The organism is Arthrobacter sp. NPDC080086, from assembly GCF_040702285.1.
Genome location: NZ_JBFBKP010000039.1, coordinates 18917 through 39921, shown reverse-complemented (window position 1 = coordinate 39921; position 21005 = coordinate 18917). Strand labels below are relative to the sequence as shown.

The window sequence follows — 21005 nt, the reverse complement described above, 5'->3', positions numbered from 1 at the left end:
TTCGGCCTCGCGCAGCCGAAGGTCGCCCTCCCGCGAGTAGCGCGTCGCCGTGCCGGCCCGGGCCGCGCCGCGGGCCGCCTCGGCGGTCGCGGCCAGGTCGGCCCGCAGGCCCTGCATGTTGCTCCGGATGTCGTCGCGCAGCTTGTCGGCGAGGCGCCGGACGGAGGCGGAGATGTCGCTTTCCACCGCGGCGAGTTCGTCCCGCCGTCGGTCCAGCTCCACCCGGCCCGCGTCGGTGATGCTGTAGTTCGTACGCCGGCCCTCGGTGCTGGTGGCCACCAGCCCCTCTTCCTCGAGTTTGCCCAGCCGGGGGTAAATCGTCCCGGCGCTGGGGGAGTAGGTGCCGCCAAAGCGGTCACTGAGGGCCTTGATCAGCTCGTAGCCATGCTTGGGGCCCGATTCGAGCAGGGCCAGCAGGTAGAGCCGGAGCGCGCCGTGGGCGAAGACGGGTGGCATCAGAGGCCCGCTTCGCTGCCCGGTTCCGGCTGGCGGTGGAAGAGCGCGGTCTTGCCGGAGACCGAGTTCGTCCGTACCAGCATCAGCTTCGCGTCCGGGCCGGCGATGGTCTGCACGCTGCCGCCGGGCTGGGTGTACTGCTGGTTGTCGATGACGACGGCGCCGCTGGCGGACTTGGCGATGATGTCCACGCCGACGTCGTGGGGGAGCCGGACCGTGACATCGCCGGAGACGGAGTTGGCGCCGAAGTCCTGGGTGAAGCCGAAGAGGTCGAAGCTGAGGTCGCCGCTGACGGTATTGGCGCGGATGTTGCTGAAGTCGCCGGAGGCGGTGACTTCGCCGGAGACGCTCTTGGCGGTGAGGACCCCGCGGTGGTTGCGGGCGATGACCTCGCCGCTGACCGTGTTGACCCCGAGCTCGCCCTCGGTACCATCGGCCAGGACGGAGCCGGAGACGGTGTTGAGCCGGGTGTGGCCGGTCAGCCCGGAGACCATGCCGTCGCCGCTGACCGTGCCCGCCTCGACGTCGACGCCGGCGGGCAGGGCGATGCTGATGACCACCGAGTTGGTGGAGCTGTTGTTGACCGTCCCCATGAGGTTCTTGAACCAGCCCTGCGGTCCGTGCAGCTGGTGCCGGATCTCCAGCCGGCCGTCTGTCAGGCTGATGGCCAGCGGGTCGCCGTCAATCGCGGAGACTTCGATCCGGGCCACGTCCTCGTCATGGCTGACGATGTCGAAGCGGCCCCGGACGATGCCGAGTTTGAGCGAACGGACGCCGTCGACGTCGATGGTCCGGGGACCGGTGACGGTCCATGAGTTCTCTTCCATGGTTTCCTCTTCGGCTGCAGGATGCGATATATCGCGTTGATGGCACCACGCTACCGCCAGGGAAGGCAGGGGTCAAGATATATCGCGTCCTATTCCGGGGTGGCGATGCCCAGCCACTGGAACCAGCCGCGGTGCAGCACCAGCCAGGCCATCAGGCCGTAACCGGCCTGCCCCGGGGTCCCGCCGTTCGCGGCCAGGTCCTGGCGCCACTGCTCGTGGTTGAGCAGCGGGGAGAAGGTGTCCACGTAGAGGTGCTTGCGGCGGGTGGTGACGTCGGCGAACGCGGTGTTCAGGTCCCCAAGCCGGCGGTTCTGGGCCGGGTCGAGGGTGGGCGGCGGCCCCACCACGAAGACTTCGATCTTGTTCTGCGAGGCCGAATCCAGGATGTTGGCGAGGTTGAGCCGGCTGCGGGCGGTGGAGAGGCCAAATTCGATGTCCCGTCCGGAGAGGCCGATGACGAGCCGGTTCTCGCTCTGCGGGGAGAAGCGGCGGCCGGCTTCCTCCAGCCAGCGCTCGGCCAGGCCTTCGGTGCCCTCCTGGGGGCAGGGCAGCGGGTAGCTTTCGAGGCTGAGGCCGTCCTGCGGCGTGCGCGCCAGGACCCGGCCCAGCCAGCCCAGGGCGCGGGGATCGCCCATGCCGGCCAGCAGTTCATCTCCCACGGCTGCGATCCGCAGCTTACGATCTTCCACGTCTACCTCTTCACTCCCTGCGCCCCGACCCGGGACGCTGCCCACGGACCCGGCTGCTGGTTTAAACGACGCTGCCCGGCCGGTTCGTGGTGGTCCACTTCCGGCCGGGCAGCCCGGTGCTACTTACGTGCGAATGCCTGCTTGAGCAAGGTGTCCTGCTCGGCGGCGTGGCGCTTCATCGACCCGGCCGCCGTGGAGGCGGAGGCGGGGCGGGAGACGAGGCGCACGCGGCGGTCGAGGGCGTCCGGCAGGTTCAGGCCGATGAACGGCCACGGACCCTGGTTCGCGGGCTCGTCCTGGGCCCAGACAACCTCGGCGTTCGGGTACTTGGCCAGTTCGGCCGCGATCTCCTCGGCGGGCAGCGGGTAGAGCTGCTCGACGCGGACGATCGCCGTCGTGGTGTCCCCGGTCTTCTGCCGCGTGGACAGCAGGTCGTAGTAGAGCCGGCCGGAGACCAGCAGCACGCGCTCGACGGCGTCCGCCTGCAGCTGCTCGTGCTCCGGGATGACCGGGCGGAAGGCGCCCGAGGTGAAGTCCTCCACCGAGGACGCCGCCGCCTTGAGGCGCAGCAGCTGCTTCGGGGTGAAGATGATCAGCGGCTTCCGCGGACGGCTGTAGGCCTGGCGGCGCAGCAGGTGGAAGTGCGAGGCCGGGGTCGTGGGGTTGGCCACGATCATGTTTTCCTCGGCGCAGAGCTGCAGGAAACGCTCGATCCGGGCCGAGGAGTGGTCCGGGCCCTGGCCCTCGTAGCCGTGCGGGAGCATCAGCACCAGCGAGGACCGCTGGCCCCACTTCTGCTCGGCGGAGGAGATGAACTCGTCGATGATGGTCTGCGCACCGTTGACGAAGTCGCCGAACTGGGCCTCCCAGAGCACGAGTGCGTCGGGGCGCTCCACCGAGTAGCCGTATTCGAAGCCCATGGCCGCGTATTCCGAGAGCAGGGAGTCGTAGATCCAGAGCTTGGCCTGGTCCTCGGTGAGGTTGGCCAGCGGCGTCCACTCGTCGCCGTTGGCGCGGTCGTGGAAGACTGCGTGGCGCTGCACGAAGGTGCCGCGGCGGGAGTCCTGGCCGGCGAGCCGGACCGGGACGCCCTCCATGGTCAGCGAGCCGAAGGCAGCCAGTTCGCCGAAGCCCCAGTCGATGCCGCCCTCACGGGACATCACTTCACGCTTCTCCAGCAGCTGCTTGAGCTTGGCGTGGACGGTGAAGCCCTCGGGGTATTCGATGTGGGCCTTGCCGATCCGGGCCAGGGTCTCCGCGGAGATCGCGGTGGACTCGGGGGCTCCGGAGCCGGTGTCGGACTGCTGGGCCGAGGGCAGCTCCAGGTCGGAGACGGCGCCGGTGTCCGCGGTGATGACCGGGATCGGCGAGGTCTGCGCGGCGTGGGTCTCGGCGAAAACCCGCTCCAGGCGTTCCTGGTAGTCGCGCAGCAGCTGCTCCGCCTCTTCCTCGGTGATGTCGCCGCGGCCGATCAGGGACTCGGTGTAGAGCTTGCGGACCGAGCGCTTGGCCTCGATCAGGTTGTACATCAGCGGCTGGGTCATCGAGGGGTCGTCGCCCTCGTTGTGGCCGCGCCGGCGGTAGCAGACCATGTCGATGACGACGTCCTTGTGGAACCGCTGGCGGAACTCGTAGGCCAGCTGGCCGATGCGGACCACGGCCTCCGGGTCGTCGCCGTTCACGTGGAACACGGGCGCCTGGATCATCTTGGCGACGTCGGTGGAGTAGGTGGAGGACCGCGAGGAGGACGGCGCGGTGGTGAAGCCGACCTGGTTGTTGACCACCACGTGGATGGTGCCGCCGGTGCGGTAGCCGCGCAGCTGGGAGAGGTTCAGGGTCTCCGCGACGACGCCCTGGCCGGCGAAGGCCGCGTCGCCGTGGACCATGATCGGCAGCACGGGGAAGGTCTCGCCCTGGTCCAGGCGGTCCTGCTTGGCGCGGACGATGCCCTCGAGCACGGAGTCCACGGCCTCGAGGTGCGAGGGGTTGGCGGCGAGGTAGACCTTGGTCTGCTTGCCGTTGTCCGAGGTGAAGGTGCCCTCGGTGCCGAGGTGGTACTTCACGTCGCCGGAGCCCTGCACGGAGCGGGGATCCTGGGTGCCCTCGAACTCGCGGAAGACCTGGGCGTAGGTCTTGCCGGCGATGTTGGTCAGCACGTTCAGGCGGCCGCGGTGGGCCATGCCGATCGCAACCTCGTCGAGGCCGTCGTCGGCGGCGTCGGAGATGATGGCGTCCAGCAGCGGGATCAGCGACTCGCCGCCCTCGAGGGAGAAGCGCTTCTGGCCGACGAACTTGGTCTGCAGGAAGGTCTCAAAGGCCTCGGCGGCGTTGAGCCGGGAGACGATGCGGAGCTGCTCGTCGCGGCTCGGCTTGGAGTACGGGTGCTCCAGCTGGTCCTGGAACCACTTGCGCTCGGCCGGGTCCTGGATGTGCATGTACTCGATGCCGGTGGTGCGGCAGTAGGCGTCACGGAGCACGCCTAGGATGTCCCGGAACTTCAGCATCGGTTTGCCGCCGAAGCCGCCGGTGGGCCACTCGCGGTCCAGGTCCCAGAGGGTCAGGCCGTAGGTCAGGACGTCGAGGTCCGGGTGCTTGCGCTGGACGTACTCGAGCGGGTCGGTGTCTGCCATCAGGTGGCCGCGGACGCGGTAGGAGTGGATCAGCTGCTGGATCCGGGCGACCTTGTTGATCTCGTCGGCCGGGTCCACCTGCAGGTCCGGGCTCCACCGCACGGGCTCGTAGGGGATGCGGAGGGATTCGAAGATCTCGTCGTAGAAGCCCTGCGCGCCGAGGAGCAGCTGGTGGACCAGCTTCAGGAACTCGCCGCTGCCGGCACCCTGGATGACGCGGTGGTCATAGGTGGAGGTCAGGGTCAGGACCTTGCTGATGGCGTTCTGGGCGATGATCTTCTCGCTGGCGCCCTGGAATTCGGCCGGGTAATCCAGCGCGCCGACGCCGATGATCGCGGCCTGGCCCTTGGAGAGGCGGGGGACCGAATGCACGGTGCCGATGCCGCCCGGGTTGGTGAGCGAAACGGTGGTGCCTGCGTGGTCGTCGGCGGTCAGCTTGCCGTTGCGGGCGCGCTTGATCAGGTCCTCGTAGGTGTGCCAGAACTCGGAGAAGTTGAGCGTCTCCGCCTTCTTGATGTTCGGGACCATGAGAAGGCGGGTGCCGTCCGGCTTGGGCATGTCGATCGCGATGCCGAAGTTCACGTGCGCCGGCTGCACCGCGGAGGGCTTGCCGTCGACGACGTCGTAGTAGACGTTCATGGAGGGGAACTGGGCGAGGGCCCGGATGACGGCGTAGCCGATCAGGTGGGTGAAGGAAACCTTGCCGCCGCGGGCTCGGGCCAGGTTGGAGTTGATCACGACGCGGTTGTCGATCAGCAGCTTGGCGGGGATGGCGCGGACGCTGGTGGCGGTGGGAATCTCGAGGCTGGTGACCATGTTGGCGGCGATGGCCTTCGCCGGGCCGCGGAGGACGGAGACGACGTCCTCTTCGGGGGCGGTCGGTGCCTTGACGTTCTTGGGGAGCTGGGCCGGGATGGGCTGGGTGCCGGCACCGGGCTCGGCCGTCTTCGCGCCGTCGCGGGCCACGGTGGCAGGAGCCTTCGGGGCGGCGGGGGCCGGGGCGGCAGCGGCGGGTGCTGCAGCCGGGGCGGCGGGAGCCGCGGGGGCCTGGGCGGCAGGGGCTGCCTGGGCCGGGGCGGCGGGCGCCACGACAGGGAGTTCGCGGGTGGTGGGGTGGGCTGCGGCCGGAGCCGTCGCGCCGTTGGTCGAGGAACCGTCGCTGGCTTCGAAGGACTCGAACAGGGGCCACCACTTGGCGTCTACCGTGTTCTTGTCCTGCTGGTACCGCTCGTACAGTTCGTCAACGAGCCACTCGTTTCCGCCAAATTCCTCGGGTAGACGGTGGCTTGGCTGCTCTGGCACTTGAAATACGCCTCTTCCATGAGTTTGATTCCCGCTGGTTTCCACGGTGCCGCAGCACGTCAATCGAACCAGTTCTCCGCGTCCAGTGAACCCAGACCTTTGCCAGTCTAGTGACGACCCGCGCGAATCCGCCAATAAGCGTGACTCAAATCATTGCCTGGCCGTAGCGGGCCGGGAATAGCGGGTTCGGGGCGGCCGCCGGAGTGTCGCAGGGCTCGCCTAGAATCGTTCGGAGAACCCCTTTTCCGGCAAGGAGCAACCGTGCGTTTCCTCAGTGAGCCCAGCACCGACCTGACCTACTCGGACCTCTTCCTGGTCCCGTCCCGGTCGGAGGTCACGTCCCGGCTGGATGTCGATCTCGCCGCGGACGACGGCACCGGCTCGACGATTCCGCTGGTGGTGGCCAACATGACGGCCGTGACCGGCAAGCGGATGGCCGAGACCATGGCCCGTCGCGGCGGCCTGGCCGTCCTGCCGCAGGACGTCCCGCTGGAGGTGCTGCGGGACGTTGCTTCCTGGGTCAAGTCCCGGCACGCGGTCTTCGAGACTCCGGTGCGGCTGAGCACCACGGACACCGTGATCGATGCCCTGCACCTGATCGGGAAGCGTCCGCACGGCGCCGCCGTCGTGGTGGACGACGCCGGTGCTGTCGCCGGCGTTGTCCGCGCCGCGGACTTCGAGGGCCAGGACCGCTTCGCGTCGTTGGGCTCCGTGATGCGCCACCAGCCGCTGGTGTTCGACGCCGCCGACCTCGACGCCGCCGGGGAGGATTCGGGCCAGGCGCTGCGCCGGGCCTTCGAGGCGATGGATGCCGCGGGCACGGACTTCGCCCCGGTCCAGCGCGACGGCGTGCTGGCCGGCGTCCTGACCCGCAAGGGTGCGCTGCGTTCCACGCTGTACCGTCCCTCGCTGGACGCCGGGGGATCCCTCAAGGTGGCTGCCGCCGTCGGCATCAACGGGGACGTGGCCGGCCGTGCCGCCGAACTGCTCGCCGCCGGCGTCGACGTCCTGGTCCTGGACACCGCCCACGGCCACCAGCAGAAGATGTTCGACGCACTGGCCGCCGTCAAGGGCCTCAACCCCGGCGTCCCCGTCGTGGCCGGCAACGTGGTCACCGCCGAGGCGACCCGCGAACTGATCGCCGCCGGCGCGGACATCGTGAAGGTGGGCGTCGGCCCCGGGGCCATGTGCACCACCCGCATGATGACCGCCGTCGGGCGCCCGCAGTTCTCCGCCGTCCTCGAATGCTCCGCTGCGGCCCGGGCCGCGGGCGGCCGCGTCTGGGCCGACGGCGGCATCCGCTACCCGCGCGACGTGGCCCTGGCGCTGGCCGCCGGGGCCAGCCAGGTGATGATCGGTTCCTGGTTCGCCGGCACCCATGAGAGCCCGGGCGACCTGCAGCTGGACGCCAACGGCCGCCAGTACAAGGAAAGCTTCGGCATGGCCTCGGCGCGGGCGGTGCAGAACCGCAACCAGCGCGAGGGCGCCTTCGACAAGGACCGCAAGGCGCTCTTCGAGGAGGGCATCTCCACCTCGCGGATGTACCTGGACGCGGCGCGCCCGGGCGTGGAAGACCTGCTGGACATGATCACCGCCGGCCTGCGCAGCTCCATGACCTACGCCGGCGCCACGGACCTGGCCGCCTTCCGCGAGCGGGCGGTGGTGGGCCTGCAGTCCGCCGCCGGATACGAGGAAGGCCGCCCGGTCCCGCAGAGCTGGTAGCGGCGCCCGGGCGGCGGGAAACACCCCGGTGGCGGGGAATGGTGCTCCTGTAGACTGAAAGTCTTATGGACAGTAAATCTAGGTGCCGGCCTGGGGGCTGTCAGCGCGGAACGCACGCCGTTCCCGCCCAGTCCACCCACAGAGCCGGCAAACCCCGTTCACGCGCCCATCACACTCCCGCCGCCCGGCACGCGTCCTTCGCCGGCCGGAGTGTCTTCCAGGAAACAGGGTCGGCGTCCGCTGACCATCCTCCGCCGGGACGTTTCCCCCGGCCCGGCCTCCAGCCCCGCGAAGCGGGCCGCTAAATGGAATGGCTACTGCTTGGAGCAGGTTTCCTGCTCATCCTCGGCACCGGTTTCTTCGTGGCTGTCGAGTTCTCCCTGGTCGCGCTCGACCAGGCGACGGTGCAACGCGCCGTGGACAACGGCGACACGGCGGCCGCGCCGCTGCTCAAATGCCTGAAGTCCCTCTCCACCCAGCTCTCCAGCTGCCAGCTGGGCATCACCCTGACCACGCTGCTGACCGGCTACGTCATGGAGCCCTCGGTGGGCCGCCTGCTGGAGGGCCCGCTCGCTGCCCTCGGCCTGGCGGAGGCTGCCGCGACGTCGGTGTCCCTGATCGTGGCGATGATCCTGGCGACCCTGCTCTCGATGCTGATCGGCGAGCTGGTGCCCAAGAACGCGGCCATCGCGTTGTCCTTCCAGGTCGGCAAGGCTCTCGCCCGGCCGCAGCTGGTGTTCACCGCCATCTTCAAGCCGGCCATCGTGCTGCTCAACGGCTTCTCCAACAAGGTCCTGCACCTCTTCGGCCTGGAGGCCAAGGAGGAGATCTCCGGGGCCCGGACGCCCGCCGAGCTCGCCTCGCTGGTCCGCCGCTCCGCCGCCATGGGCACCCTGGACGAGGGGACCGCGAACTTCGTGTCGCGGACGCTGAACTTCTCCGGACGCACCGCGGCCGACGTGATGACCCCGCGCATCCGGGTCGAAACCATCGACAGCCACCAGCCGGTCTCCGACATTGTCGAGGCCGCCAAGCGCACCGGTTACTCCCGGTTCCCGGTGATCGGTGAATCCTCCGACGACATCCGCGGCGTGGTGCACATCAAGAAGGCGATCGCCGTCCCGGCGGACCGCCGCGCCAACCTCGAGGCCGGAGCCATCATGACCGAGGTCCTCCGGGTGCCGGAGACCATCCACCTGGACGGGCTGCTGGCCGAACTGCGCGAGGGCAACCTCCAACTGGCCGTCGTGCTGGACGAATACGGCGGAACCGCCGGCATCGCCACCCTCGAGGACCTCGTGGAGGAAATCGTGGGCGAGGTGGCGGACGAGCACGACAAGGTCCGTCCCGGCCTGCTGCAGAGCGCCTCCGGTGACTGGTACTTCCCCGGGCTCCTGCGCCCGGACGAACTCTCCGAGCAGATTCCCGGACTCACCGTCCCGGACGAGTCAACGTACGAGACCGTGGGCGGCTACGTCATGAGCCAGCTGGGCCGGATCGCGGCGGTGGGTGACACGGTCGACGTCGTCGGCGGCACCCTCAGCGTCACGCGCATGGACGGACGCCGGATCGACCGGATCTGCTTCAAGCCTGCACCGCCTGATCACGGCGGCGGCCCGGACAATGGGCGCATCGATGCCGGGAAGGCAGGTGCGGCATGAGCGACTGGGTAGGAATCCTGTGGCTGGCCGTGCTGCTGCTCGGCAACGCCTTCTTTGTCGCCGCGGAATTCGCCATCATGTCGGCCCGGCGCAGCCAGATCGAACCGCTCGCCGAGGCCGGATCCAAGCGTGCGCAGACCACGCTGCGGGCCATGGAGAACGTCTCCCTCATGCTGGCCTGCGCGCAGCTCGGCATCACCGTCTGCTCCCTGCTGATCCTGCAGGTGGCCGAGCCGGCCATCCACCACCTCCTGGCGGTTCCGCTGGAGGGCGTGGGTATCCCGGTGGAGATGGCCGACGTCGTCGCGTTCGCGATCGCACTGCTGGCGGTGACGTTCCTGCACGTGACGTTCGGCGAGATGGTTCCCAAGAACATCTCCGTCTCCGTGGCGGACAAGGCGGCCCTGCTGCTGGCGCCGCCGCTGATGCTGATCGCCCGCGGCGTGAAGCCGGCGATCGTGGCGCTGAACTGGTCCGCCAACCACATCCTGAAGCTCATGCGGATTGAGCCCAAGGATGAGGTGAGCTCCTCCTTCACCCTGGAGGAGGTCCAGTCGATCGTCCAGGAATCCACCCGGCACGGGCTGGTAGTGGACGACGCCGGGCTGATCACCGGTGCGCTGGAGTTCTCCGAGCACACCGCGGCCGAGGTGATGGTGCCGCTGGAGCGGCTGGTGATGCTCAAGGACGCCACCACCCCGGAGGAGTTCGAGAAGGCAGTGAGCCGGACCGGGTTCTCCCGCTTTCCGATGCTGGATGACGAGGGGATGCTCTCCGGCTACCTACACATCAAGGACGTGCTTTCCATCCCGGAGTCCCGCTACCACCACCCGATCGCCGAGAGCCGGATCCGGTCCCTCGCGAACCTGGCCGTGGGGGACGAGATCGAGAAGGCCATGTCCGTCATGCAGCGCACGGGCTCGCACCTGGCCCGCGTCATCGGCGCGGATGGCCACACCCAGGGTGTGCTGTTCCTCGAGGACGTCATCGAACTGCTGGTCGGCGAGATCCGGGACGCCACCCAGGCCACCGGCTACCGGAGGCTCGGACAGGAGTAGCGGCGCGCGGGTCTGACCCTAAATAGGAATGATTCCTATTTAGGTTTAGACTCGTTTTATTGCTAACGCTTCTCAATAAACGATTCGAGGCTTCCCGTGCGCCGTTCCGCCACCGTCCTTCTCCTCGCAGGCATCAGCAGCCTGCTGCTGACCGCCTGCGGCACCGGTTCCGGTGCAGACCGTGCGGGTGCCGGCGACGGCGTGGTCGACGTCGTCGCCTCCACCAGCGTGTACGGGGATCTGGTCAAGTCTGTGGGCGGAGACAAGGTCCGCGTCACCTCGATCATCAACCGGACCAGCCAGGACCCGCACTCCTATGAGGCGACGACCCAGGACAAGCTGACCGTCTCGAAGGCCGAGCTGGTGGTCGAAAACGGCGGCGGCTACGACGACTTCTTGCACAAGCTGGCCGGGGACGCCGGCCTGGGGGAGAAGAATCTGCTGAACGCCTCGGACGCCTCGGGCCTCAAGACCGGGGATGCCTCGTCCTTCAACGAGCACGTCTGGTACAGCATGTCAGGCATGAGCACCTTCGCCGACGCCCTTGCCGACAAGCTGGCGGCCCTGGAACCCTCCTCCGCGGATGCCTTCAAGGCGAACGCGGCGGCCCTGAAGAAGGACCTCGCCGGCCTGGACACGCGGCTGGCCGCGCTCAAGGCCACCGAGGGGAACGCCGGCGTCGCCGTCACCGAGCCTGTGCCGCTCTACCTGCTTGAGGCCGCCGGCCTGCAGAACCGGACGCCGGAGGAGTACACCGCGGCGATCGAGGACGGCGCCGACGTGCCCCCGGCCGTGCTGCGCTCCGCCGTTGACCTCGTGAAATCGGGTTCCATCCGCCTGCTGGCGTACAACCCGCAAACCGAGGGGCCGCAGACTATCGCGCTCAAGGACGCCGCCACCGCGGCCGGTGTTCCGGTGGTGGACTTCGGCGAGACGCTGCCCGAGGGCAAAACGTACCTCCAGTGGATGTCCGGCAACATCGACTCGCTCGCCAAGGCCCTCGGCCGGGGCTAGCGGACCTAGAATCATCCCATCAGACGCGGCCGTTCGGCCCGACAGAAATTGAGGATCCCCGAGTTGACACCCGTCGTAAGCCTGCGTGGCGCCTCCCTGCGGTTCGGGAACCGCGTCCTCTGGGAGAACCTGGACCTGGACATCATGCCGGGGGAGTTCTTCGCCGTCCTGGGGCCCAACGGCAGCGGCAAGACGAGTTTCCTCAAGGTGCTGCTGGGCCTGCAGGAACTGAGCGCCGGCACCGGCACCCTCGACGGGCAGCCGATCGCGCGGGGGAACCGGCGGATCGGCTACGTCCCGCAGCAGGAGTCCTTCGACCCGGACACCCCGCTGCGGGCCCGCGACCTGGTGGGCCTCGGCGTCGACGGCCACCGCTGGGGCATCCGCGTCGGCGGCGGCAAGGTCAACCGCCGGATCGATGACCTGCTGGCCGAGGTGGGCGCGCAGGAGTATGCCAAGGTGCCCGTCGGCCAGCTTTCCGGCGGCGAGCAGCAGCGGCTGCGGGTGGCCCAGGCCCTCGCCACCGATCCGGGCGTGCTGCTCTGCGACGAGCCGCTGCTGTCCCTGGACCTGAACCACCAGCAGGCGGTCAGCTCCCTGATCAACCGGCAATGCCACGAGCAAAACAGCGCCGTAGTGTTCGTGACCCACGAAATCAACCCGATCATGGACTACGTGGACCGGGTGCTCTACCTGGCCGGCGGCCGCTTCCGGGTGGGAACGCCCGAGGAAGTGATGACCACCGAGGTGCTCTCCGACCTCTACGGCAGCCATGTCGAGGTGATCCGCGCCAACGGCCGGCTGATTGTGGTGGGCCTGCCGGACGCCACCACCCACCACCACGAGGACGCGCACGCCGTGGCCGGAGAGGTGGGTTAAGTGGACTTCGACGCCGTACTGCACGCCATCTTCAACTTCGAGAACTACGGCGAGCTTCTGGCCCTGGTGCAGAACTCGCTCTGGGCCGGGGCGGTCCTCGGCCTGCTGGGCGGCCTGGTGGGCACGTTCGTGATGAAGCGGGACCTCGCTTTCGCCGTGCACGGCATCTCCGAACTCTCCTTCGCCGGCGCCGCCTTCGCGCTGCTGGTTGGCGCGGACGTGGTGGCCGGCTCGCTCGCCGGCTCGGTGGTGGCGGCCCTGATCCTCGGCGTGATGGGGGTCCGGGCGCGGGACAAGAACTCGACCATCGGCGTGCTCATGCCCTTCGGCCTGGGCTTGGGCATCCTGTTCCTTTCCCTGTACGAGGGCCGCGCCGCGAACAAGTTCGGCCTCCTCACCGGGCAGATCGTTTCGGTGGGAACGGTCCAACTACAGGTCCTCGCCGGCGCCGCCGTCGTGGTGATGCTGGCGCTCATCGCCATCTGGCGGCCGCTCACCTTCGCCAGCGTCGATCCCAAGGTGGCAGCCGCCCGCGGTGTCCCGGTGCGCGGGCTGGCCCTGGGGTTCATAGTGCTCCTGGGCGTCAGCGTGGCCCTGTCCATCCAGATCGTGGGGGCGCTGCTGGTGCTGGCACTGCTGATCACGCCGGCGGCCGCGGCCTTGCGGGTCACATCCTCGCCTCGCCTGGTGGTGCTGCTGAGCGTGCTCTTCGCCGTGTCCGCCACGGTCGGCGGGATCCTGCTGGCACTGGGCGGCCGGCTTCCCATCAGCCCGTACGTGACCACGCTGTCCTTCCTGATCTATGTGGTCTGCCGGATCATCGGCGGCGTCCGCACCCGGCGCGGCCTCAACGGCCGGACCAGTCCCGTGGCCGCGTAGGCGGATAGTCACTAAAAAAGCCGCCCGGCCGTCATCCAATCCGCGGTTGAGGGCCTTAGAGTTCTGGAATGGGGGATCTGAGGTCGGGACAGCGTTTGCGTTTCGTTGGTGTGCTGGCGCTGGTGTTATCGGTCCTTGGCTCTGCCGCGGCCTGCGGCGCCGAGCCGAGGCAACCGGATCTGTCCACCCGGGAGGCATTCGCCCGAAGTGTTATGGACGCGGCCGTGTCCGGATCCGCGGAGCGCGTGGCGGCGCTGGCCAGCCCGGCGGTCAGCAATGCCGCTCCCGAGGCGCAGCAGCTCGTTGACTCCACCCGGGGGTGGGCTGCCGGCTCCTGGCAGCTGGGAATCAGCAACGATTTCCCGGAAGTAGCCAACGTCACCGCCCGGCATGTCGGCGACTCCGCGTCGGTCCGCTACATGATCTCGTGGAGCGACGAGCGTTGGACCCTGGCCATAGGAGAGCCGAAGAACCGGCCCAGCGGCGGGGCCAATCCCATCGGACCCGGAACAAACCCAAAGTTCACGCCGAGCGGCACCGTTCGGCCGTCACTGACGCCAACACCGCCCGCCGCGTGTACCGCCGCCTCGCTTGCCTGCCACTCCTACACCTCGACAGCGGGCTATGCGCGCGGCAAGAACATGTCGTGGCTGGCATCCTCCCCGCTGCGGATGAGCTTTGACCAGGTGGGCGCGGCCACCACCCTGGTGATCCGGATGCCCTGCGGCGTGCTCAACGTTCCGGTCTCGGTAGACGACTTCGGACTGGTCCCTGATCCTGCCAGCATGGCGGAATCGGCGGATGGCTGCGCCGGACCAGAGGGAGAACACCGGAGCTGGACCAGCGACTACTTTCAGCATCCGGCCGTCTACCGGCTGGATGCAGGGGAACTGGTACTCACCAACGACCTGGGCCAGATCCGGTTCAAACAGGACTGAGCGAACGGCCCGGCTAGGCGCTGGCCTGCAGGGCGGTGCACTCCGGGCAGAGGCCGAAGATCTCGACCGTGTGCTCCACCGCGGTAAAACCGTGCTCGGCGGCGATCCGGGCGGCCCAGGCCTCCACGGCGGGCGCCTCGACTTCCACGGCTTTGCCGCAGTTCCGGCAGAGCAGGTGGTGGTGGTGTCCGGTGACGGCGCAGCGGCGGTACACCACCTCGCCGTCGGCGTTCCGCAGCACATCCACCAGGCCCTCGTCGGCGAGCGACTGCAGGATCCGGTAGGAGGTGGCGAGTGAGACGGAGGTGCCGCGTTCCTGAAGGATGCGGTGCAGTTCCTGGGTGCTGACGAAGTCGGCGAGTTCATCCAGCGCGGCGCTGACCGCGAGACGCTGCTTGGTCACCCGCTGCTCCCTGCCCGCGGGCTGGTCCTTGCCGCCGGACGGCGCGGCGGCCGGCCGTCCGTCGGTGGTGGCGCCGTGGGACATGGGAACTCGCTTCGCTGCTCGGGGGTGCTGCCGGATGAGAGGGGTTCCAGATTACCAGCCGGGCCGTGGACACCGCTCCGACGGGGGTCCTAGGCTGGCCGGATGAAGCTGAAGAAATTCACCCACGCCTGTGTCCGGCTCGAGAAGGACGGCAAGGTCCTGGTGCTGGACCCCGGCACCTTTTCCGAGACAGACGTCGCGCTCGCCGGTGCCGACGCGGTGCTGATCACCCATGAGCACGGCGACCACATCGACGTCGACGCCGTCACCGCGGCGCTGCTGGTCGACGATGAGCTGCAGCTCTACGCGCCGGAGGGGGTGGCCGCCACGCTGCGGGACAAGGCGCCGGCGGCCTCCGGCCGGATCCACACCGCCGCCGAGGGTGATGAGCTTGAGGTGGCGGGCTTCGCGGTGCGCTGCTTCGGCGGCCAGCACGCCCTGATTCATCCCCAGATTCCGGTGGTGGCCAACATCGGCTACCTGATCGACGCGAACGTGTACCACCCGGGGGATTCCTTCGCAGTGCCGGACGGGATTGAGGTCGGCACGCTGCTGGTGCCTATCCATGCGCCGTGGAACAAGATCGGCGAGGTGGTGGACTTCGTGATCAGTGTGCGGGCGCCCCGGGCCTTCCCGGTCCACGACGGGCTGCTCAACGAGTTGGGCGTGGGTCTGGTCGAGGCGCACGTGACCCGGATCGGCGCCCGCTACGGCACCGAGTACCGGCACCTGTCCAGCGGCGATTCCGTGGAGGTTTAGGCGGGCCAGGTCCCGGTCTCGAAGAAGGACCGGAGCGTGGTCTCGTGCGGCGCGGGGTCCAGGCCCTGCGCCTGGAGCCATCCGTCGTCGTAGTAGTTGCCGGAGTAGCGGTCGCCGCCGTCGCACATGAGGGACACGATGCTGCCCGTCTCGCCGTCGGCGATCATCTGCGCCACCAGCTGCCACACGCCCCAGAGGTTGGTGCCGGTGGACGGGCCGGCGTGCAGTCCGGCGACGTCGCGGAGGTGGCGCATGGCGGCCACCGAGGCGGCGTCCGGGACTGTGATCATGTGGTCGATGACGGCGGGGACGAAGCTGGGTTCCAGCCGCGGCCGGCCGATGCCCTCGATCCGGGAGGGCAGGCCGGTGACGTCCGCGCAGTTGCCGCCGTCGCGGTGTTCCTGCCAGCCCGTGAAGAAGGCGGAGTTCTCAGGGTCGACGACGGCGAGCCGGGTCGCGTGCCGCTGGTAGCGCAGGTAACGGCCGATCGTGGCGCTGGTGCCACCCGTGCCGGCGCCCACGACGATCCAGCGGGGGACCGGGTGCTCCTCGAGGGCCAGTTGGCCGAAGATCGATTCGGCGATGTTGTTGTTGCCGCGCCAGTCGGTGGCCCGCTCCGCGTAGGTGAACTGGTCCATGTAGTGGCCGCCGGTGCTGGCCGCCAGTTCCTCGGCCGCGGCGTAGACCTCCGACGCGTGGTCCACGAGGTGGCAGGTGCCGCCGAACTGTTCGATCAGGGCGATCTTTTCCCGGCTGGTGGTCCGGGTCATGACCGCGATGAAGGGCAGGCCCAGCAGCTGCGCGAAGTAGGCCTCGGAGACGGCGGTGCTGCCGCTGGAAGCCTCGACGATGGTGGTGCCCTCCCGGATCCAGCCGTTGACCAGGCCGAAGAGGAACAGGGACCGCGCCAGCCGGTGCTTGAGGCTGCCGGTGCGGTGCGTGGATTCGTCCTTCAAATACAATTTGACGCCCCAGTGCTCGGGCAGGGGCACCGAGTAGAGGTGGGTGTCGGCGGACCGGTTGTTTTCCGCGTTGATTCGGCGGATGGCCTCGTCGGCCCAGTCCCGGTCTTGATGGCGCGCGGTGATCACCGCTACAGCCTACCCGGGGTCGTGTGCCGGATAGGGTGGCGGGATGGAGACTCTGATGACTGTTGCCGAACTCAAGGACCGGTTGGATGCGGGCACGCGGACGGTGCTGCTGGACGTGCGCTGGGCCCTGGGGGACCCGCACGGACGGGATCATTACTTGGAATCGCACCTGCCCGGCGCCGTCTTCGTCGACCTCGCTACCGAGCTGGCGGCCCCCCACGAGGACCCCACCCGGGGACGGCACCCGCTGCCCCCGCTGGAGCAGTTCCAGGCCTCCGCCCGCGCGTGGGGAATCCGCGAGGGTGACACCGTGGTCGCGTACGACAATAGTGGCAACATGGCCGCCGCCCGGGTCTGGTGGATGCTGCGCAATGCGGGCGTTTCCTCGGTCCGACTGCTCGACGGCGGCCTGGCCGTCTGGCTGGAGGCGGGGTTCGACGTCGAGAGCGGGGACGTGACTGCGGAGCCGGGCGACGTCGTGCTGACCGAGGGGGGAATGCCCGTCGTCGATGCCGCCGGCGCCGGCGCCTGGTCCGGCTCGGGGCTGCTGCTGGATGCGCGGGCCGGCGAGCGGTACCGGGGCGAAATCGAGCCGGTGGATCCGCGGGCCGGACACATCCCCGGAGCCGTCAGCGCTCCGACCTCGAACAACCTCGGCCCCGACGGTCGGTTCCTTCCGGCGGATGCCCTGCGCCGGCGGTTCTCGGAGCTCGGCGTCAACGAGGGCGTCCAGACCGCAGTGTATTGCGGCTCCGGCGTGACGGCAGCCCACGAGGTCGCGGCGCTGGAGATCGCAGGGTACCGGGCGGCGCTGTATCCGGGGTCGTTCTCCGAATGGTCCAACAACCCCGGAAACCTCGTGGTCACCGGCGCCGAGCCGGACGGTACGCACCAGGGCGCCAAGGACTGACCGGTTTACCCCGACAGCACTGAAAGTCCGGGCGGCCATCGCGGCGCAGGAGTACGACGGCCACGTTTGCTTGCACATGGGGCGCCCGGCCGACGCCCCAACTTCAGGCGACGAGCTGCTCATTGGGCTGACCCCTCGTGGCGACTCCCCGCCGGTGGCGCAATCGCTGCCGGTGCCTGAGCTTCCTGGTAGTCCTCCTCGAGTTCGACTCTTTGGGCTGTGAAACATCCGTCCCCGGACCACATCCGGGTAGCGGTGGCGCTGTGGACGTGTATGTATGGCCGGTGGGGGTGCTGAGTTCGAGGGTGTGGCGGATCGTCCCGCGTGGGCTGTCGATGGGCTGGGCGGTCCAGCCGGGGGCTTCTTTGGTGTGATTGCAGGCCTCGCAGAGTCCGGCGCCGTTGGCTGCTGTGGTTTCTCCGTCCCGGTGCCAGGGGAGGACGTGGTCCAGGTGCCGGATGGGGGCGTCGCAGTACGGGGTCCGGCAGGTGGTGTCCCGGGCCTCGATGAACCGGCGCAGCCCGGCCGGGAAGAGCCGGGCCCGGGCGTCCATGCCGATCAGTTCGCCGGTGCCGGGCGCGGTGTACAGCCGGCGGACCCAGGTTGTGAATTCTGTGTCGTCACGCTTGCCGGCCACGAGTTTCCTGGCCCACCCGGCCGGGACGACACCGTAGCCGGCGAGCCTCGCGGGTTCACTGTCCCCGGCGAGGAGGGTCCGGTCGGTCATGACGAGCTGAACTTCAATGCCGGTGATCCCGCCCGGCGTGCCGGTGACCCGTTCGACCACGGCATCGGCCATTGACTGGGCGCGGGAGCGTGGGTCTCCGGTGGCGCGGGCGGTGTCGGCGTGCCGGGTCAGGGCCGCGTAGGCGGCGACTCCTGCGGCGACGGGGAGCAGGGCGGTGAGGTAGCACATGGTGTCCGGTGCCGGGCGGAGGCTGACACTGCGTTCGGTTTCGGCGTGCGCTGCGCGTTGGGTGACGGAGCGTGGGTCGTGCCGGTAGGCGGCGGCTTTGGCTGCGGAGATGATGGCCCGGTCTCCGGCGCCGTCGAAGGTGCCGGTGTCGGCGGCGAGTTCCTCGTCCACGGCGGCCCTATCGGAGGCGTCCAGGCAGGCCGTTTCGCGGACCAGGAGCGTGGCGCGCCATTCGTTCAGGCGCCCGGTGTCGAGGGCGGCGAGGGTGTGCGGCATCTCCGTCACCAGTGCCCGCGCCAGGCCCAGGAGGCGGGAGCCTTTGGCCGGGGATTCCCGCCGCGCCAACGCGACCTCCGCCCCGACGCCTGCGCCAAGCTGGTCCGCGGGCATGCCGAGAGCGGCTTGTTCCCGCCGCCGGACCAAGTCCAGCGCCACGGCCAGCCTGGCCTGCCTGGCCGCGATCGCCGATTTCCGGTCCTCCAGCGCCCGGAGCTCATCGACGATCGCCGCCGCGTCGCCCACCACCGGGTCCGCACCGACCACATTCTCGAAAAGCTTCCGACTGCCTTCCATGACTCCATTCAATCGGAGGGGTCTGACATTAAAGGATGGAAGGGACGGCGGCCCAAGAATGTGGCGCGTCGGGATGGGGAAACCAAGGAAGAATCAGCCGACGCCCACCCGGCTTGGTCCGTGCACACCCCAAGTGGCCGCCGGGAGAGTCTGGCATCAAACCGGCACGCCTGTGACGTAGTCTCGTCAGCGGACGCCGTCGCGCGCAGCGGCAGTGACGCCCACCCCACCAACGCGAAGGGACACGGCCGTGCCAGATCGACCGGAGATCGTTTGCCTCTGCGGCTCGGCCCGCTTCGTGGCGGAGATGCGCGCGGCCAACCTCAAGTTAACCCTCGCGGGTGCCATTGTCCTCGCGCCGGCCGAGGCACGAGAAGAGCTCACCAACGAACAGAAATCAACCCTCGGCGCAGTGCACCGCCGCAAGATCGACGTCGCCGACCGCATCCTGGTGGTGAACCCCGGCGGTTACATCGGCGAATCCACGGCCGGCGAAATCGCCTACGCCCGTGCAGCCGGAAAGCCGGTCGGCTTCACGGACTGAACGGTCAGCGGCGAGACGGGCAAGGACCCCCAAGTGGCACGGAAACCAACCCCGGGGGTAGCGTCGAACCATGACTCCAGGACGCCCCGTACCGCCGCCCCTCGCCAAGCCCCTTCCCGACCTCACCGACGCCGCCGGCCCCACCCTCGCTGCCGCCTACGGTGCCACCGCCCCGGACAGCGGCCTGGTGCCGCTGACCGTCGCCCGGCGCGCCCCCAAGGCCGACGACGTCGAGATCGCCGTCGAGTTCTGCGGCCTCTGCCACTCCGACGTCCACGCCAGCCGCGGGGAATGGGGCGGAAACACCTACCCGCTGATTCCGGGCCACGAGATCGTCGGCCGGGTCACCCGCGTGGGCTCCGCCGTCGACGACTTCACCGTCGGTGAGCGCGTGGGCGTGGGCTGCATGGTCGACTCCTGCCGCGAATGCGAGAGCTGCCTCGACGGCCTCGAGCAGTACTGCGAAAAGGGCATGACCGGCACCTATGGCGCCAAGGATGCCCGCAACGACGGCGCCGTCACCCAGGGCGGCTACGCCACCTCGATCGTGGTGGACCGCAACTACGTGCTGCGCATCCCCGAAGGCCTCGACCCGGCCGCTGCCGCGCCCCTGCTGTGCGCCGGCATCACCACGTTCTCCCCGCTGAACCACTTCGAGGTCGAGGAGGGCGACGCCGTCGGCGTCGTGGGCCTCGGCGGCCTCGGCCACATGGCCGTCAAGATCGCCAAGGCGATGGGCGCCGAGGTGACCGTCTTTACGACGTCGGAGCGGAAGTTCGCCGCCGCGCGTGAACTCGGCGCCGACCACGTGGTCCTCTCCACCGATCCGGCCGCCATGGAAGCCGCTGACCGCAGCCTCGACGTCATCATCGACACCGTCGCCGCCCCGCACGACCTCAACCCGTACTTCCGCACGCTGCGCGTTGACGGCGCACTCTTCCAACTCGGCCTGCCGTCCGAGGCGATGCCGCCGGTTAATCCAGGCTCGCTGATCCGCCGCCGGATCGCCTACGCCGGATCGTTGATCGGCGGGATCGAGGAGACCCAGGAAATGCTGGACTTCTGCGCCGAGCACGGCGTGGTCTCCGACATCGAACTCGTCGGCGCGGACCAGCTCAATGAGGCCTATGACCGGATGGTTGCCGGCGACGTGAAGTACCGCTTCGTCCTTGACGCCTCCACCCTCGGAACCCCGGCAGAGAAGGCGGACGCATGAGCACCCTGTTCACCAAGATCATCAACGGCGAGATTCCCGGCCGCTTCGTCTGGCGCGAGGACGACGTCGTCGCCTTCCTAACCGTGGGCCCGCTTGCCGACGGGCACACCCTGGTGGTGCCGGTCGAGGAGGTGGACCGCTGGACCGAAGCGTCGCCCGAGACGCTGGCCCGCGTCATGGAGGTGGCGCGGAAAATCGGCGCCGCCCAGGTGGACGTCTTCGGGTCCGCCCGCGCCGGCCTGACCATCGCCGGGTACGAAATCAACCACCTGCACGTCCACGTCTGGCCGTCCAACTCCATGGCCGACTACGACTTCGGCGCCGTGGACCAGAACCCGGATCCGGAGCGCCTCGACGCTAACGCGGAGAAGCTGCGGGAAGGGCTGCGCGCGGCGGGCTACGGGGAGTTCGTCCCCGGGGCCTGACCCCAACCCGGCCCCAGCGTGCCCAGTCC

General features: G+C 69.1%; 19 protein-coding genes. 12 read left to right on the top strand and 7 right to left on the bottom strand.

The window, feature by feature from the left end; genetic code table 11:
• The 4 genes from AB0305_RS14020 to AB0305_RS14005 form a co-directional block, all read right to left on the bottom strand.
• Positions 1 to 456 (bottom strand): PadR family transcriptional regulator (locus tag AB0305_RS14020; protein WP_366173210.1); only part of this gene is annotated, 456 nt, incomplete at its 3' end.
• Positions 456 to 1283, bottom strand: a complete 828-nt coding sequence (locus tag AB0305_RS14015) for a DUF4097 family beta strand repeat-containing protein (RefSeq protein ID WP_364139041.1) — start codon at positions 1281 to 1283, stop codon at positions 456 to 458. The genes AB0305_RS14020 and AB0305_RS14015, both read right to left, overlap by 1 nt.
• A gap of 89 nt (positions 1284 to 1372) precedes the next feature.
• Positions 1373 to 1972, bottom strand: a complete 600-nt coding sequence (locus AB0305_RS14010) for a GDSL-type esterase/lipase family protein (RefSeq protein ID WP_364139039.1) — start codon at positions 1970 to 1972, stop codon at positions 1373 to 1375.
• Between the two features lie 119 nt (positions 1973 to 2091).
• Positions 2092 to 5904 carry a multifunctional oxoglutarate decarboxylase/oxoglutarate dehydrogenase thiamine pyrophosphate-binding subunit/dihydrolipoyllysine-residue succinyltransferase subunit gene (locus AB0305_RS14005; RefSeq protein ID WP_364139038.1) on the bottom strand — a complete coding sequence of 1271 codons (3813 nt, stop codon included), beginning with the start codon at positions 5902 to 5904 and terminating at the stop codon, positions 2092 to 2094.
• A gap of 261 nt (positions 5905 to 6165) precedes the next feature.
• Between AB0305_RS14005 and AB0305_RS14000 the strand changes: the two genes are divergently transcribed.
• From AB0305_RS14000 to AB0305_RS13970, 7 genes are all read left to right on the top strand, one after another.
• Positions 6166 to 7626, top strand: a complete 1461-nt coding sequence (locus tag AB0305_RS14000) for a GuaB1 family IMP dehydrogenase-related protein (RefSeq protein ID WP_290257355.1) — start codon at positions 6166 to 6168, stop codon at positions 7624 to 7626.
• A gap of 305 nt (positions 7627 to 7931) precedes the next feature.
• The gene (locus tag AB0305_RS13995; RefSeq protein WP_290257356.1) at positions 7932 to 9287 is read left to right on the top strand and encodes a hemolysin family protein; all 1356 of its coding nucleotides are present in this window, start codon (positions 7932 to 7934) and stop codon (positions 9285 to 9287) included.
• The gene (locus tag AB0305_RS13990) at positions 9284 to 10345 is read left to right on the top strand and encodes a hemolysin family protein (RefSeq protein ID WP_364139036.1); all 1062 of its coding nucleotides are present in this window, start codon (positions 9284 to 9286) and stop codon (positions 10343 to 10345) included. Before AB0305_RS13995 ends, AB0305_RS13990 begins: the two co-directional genes overlap by 4 nt.
• A gap of 96 nt (positions 10346 to 10441) precedes the next feature.
• A complete protein-coding gene (locus AB0305_RS13985; RefSeq protein ID WP_364139034.1) occupies positions 10442 to 11359 on the top strand; it encodes a zinc ABC transporter substrate-binding protein in 918 nt (305 codons plus the stop codon).
• A 63-nt stretch (positions 11360 to 11422) separates the two neighbouring features.
• Positions 11423 to 12238: a metal ABC transporter ATP-binding protein gene (locus AB0305_RS13980; protein WP_364139033.1), complete on the top strand. Its 816-nt coding sequence runs from the start codon at positions 11423 to 11425 to the stop codon at positions 12236 to 12238.
• Positions 12239 to 13117 (top strand): metal ABC transporter permease, encoded by an 879-nt coding sequence (locus AB0305_RS13975; protein ID WP_364139032.1) that lies wholly within the window; start codon positions 12239 to 12241, stop codon positions 13115 to 13117.
• Between the two features lie 224 nt (positions 13118 to 13341).
• Complete coding sequence (locus AB0305_RS13970; protein ID WP_366173205.1) at positions 13342 to 14055, top strand: hypothetical protein; 714 nt, start codon at positions 13342 to 13344, stop codon at positions 14053 to 14055.
• Positions 14056 to 14068: 13 nt separating this feature from the next.
• Here the strand turns inward: AB0305_RS13970 and AB0305_RS13965 are convergent, their stop codons facing one another.
• The gene (locus tag AB0305_RS13965; RefSeq protein ID WP_364139029.1) at positions 14069 to 14542 is read right to left on the bottom strand and encodes a Fur family transcriptional regulator; all 474 of its coding nucleotides are present in this window, start codon (positions 14540 to 14542) and stop codon (positions 14069 to 14071) included.
• Positions 14543 to 14644: 102 nt separating this feature from the next.
• Between AB0305_RS13965 and AB0305_RS13960 the strand changes: the two genes are divergently transcribed.
• A complete protein-coding gene (locus AB0305_RS13960; protein WP_364139027.1) occupies positions 14645 to 15301 on the top strand; it encodes an MBL fold metallo-hydrolase in 657 nt (218 codons plus the stop codon).
• Here AB0305_RS13960 and AB0305_RS13955 read toward each other — a convergent pair.
• Positions 15298 to 16392, bottom strand: coding sequence for a PLP-dependent cysteine synthase family protein (locus AB0305_RS13955; protein WP_364139026.1), 1095 nt, complete (start codon positions 16390 to 16392; stop codon positions 15298 to 15300). The two genes, AB0305_RS13960 and AB0305_RS13955, sit on opposite strands and share 4 nt — an antisense overlap.
• A 43-nt stretch (positions 16393 to 16435) precedes the next feature.
• Here AB0305_RS13955 and AB0305_RS13950 point away from each other — a divergent pair, with 43 nt between their 5' ends.
• Positions 16436 to 17302, top strand: a complete 867-nt coding sequence (locus AB0305_RS13950; protein WP_364139024.1) for a sulfurtransferase — start codon at positions 16436 to 16438, stop codon at positions 17300 to 17302.
• A gap of 103 nt (positions 17303 to 17405) precedes the next feature.
• Here the strand turns inward: AB0305_RS13950 and AB0305_RS13945 are convergent, their stop codons facing one another.
• Entirely contained in the window at positions 17406 to 18791 is a 1386-nt protein-coding gene (locus AB0305_RS13945) for a DUF222 domain-containing protein (protein ID WP_364139022.1), read from the bottom strand.
• Between the two features lie 250 nt (positions 18792 to 19041).
• Here AB0305_RS13945 and AB0305_RS13940 point away from each other — a divergent pair, with 250 nt between their 5' ends.
• The 3 genes from AB0305_RS13940 to AB0305_RS13930 all read left to right on the top strand — a co-directional run bounded on the left by AB0305_RS13940 (position 19042) and on the right by AB0305_RS13930 (position 20976).
• Positions 19042 to 19335: a hypothetical protein gene (locus tag AB0305_RS13940; protein ID WP_290257368.1), complete on the top strand. Its 294-nt coding sequence runs from the start codon at positions 19042 to 19044 to the stop codon at positions 19333 to 19335.
• Between the two features lie 70 nt (positions 19336 to 19405).
• On the top strand, positions 19406 to 20551 hold the full coding sequence (locus AB0305_RS13935) for an NAD(P)-dependent alcohol dehydrogenase (protein ID WP_290257369.1): 1146 nt from the start codon (positions 19406 to 19408) through the stop codon (positions 20549 to 20551).
• Positions 20548 to 20976 (top strand): HIT family protein, encoded by a 429-nt coding sequence (locus tag AB0305_RS13930; RefSeq protein WP_364139020.1) that lies wholly within the window; start codon positions 20548 to 20550, stop codon positions 20974 to 20976. The genes AB0305_RS13935 and AB0305_RS13930 overlap by 4 nt, the downstream gene beginning before the upstream one ends.
• Positions 20977 to 21005 lie beyond the last annotated feature (29 nt).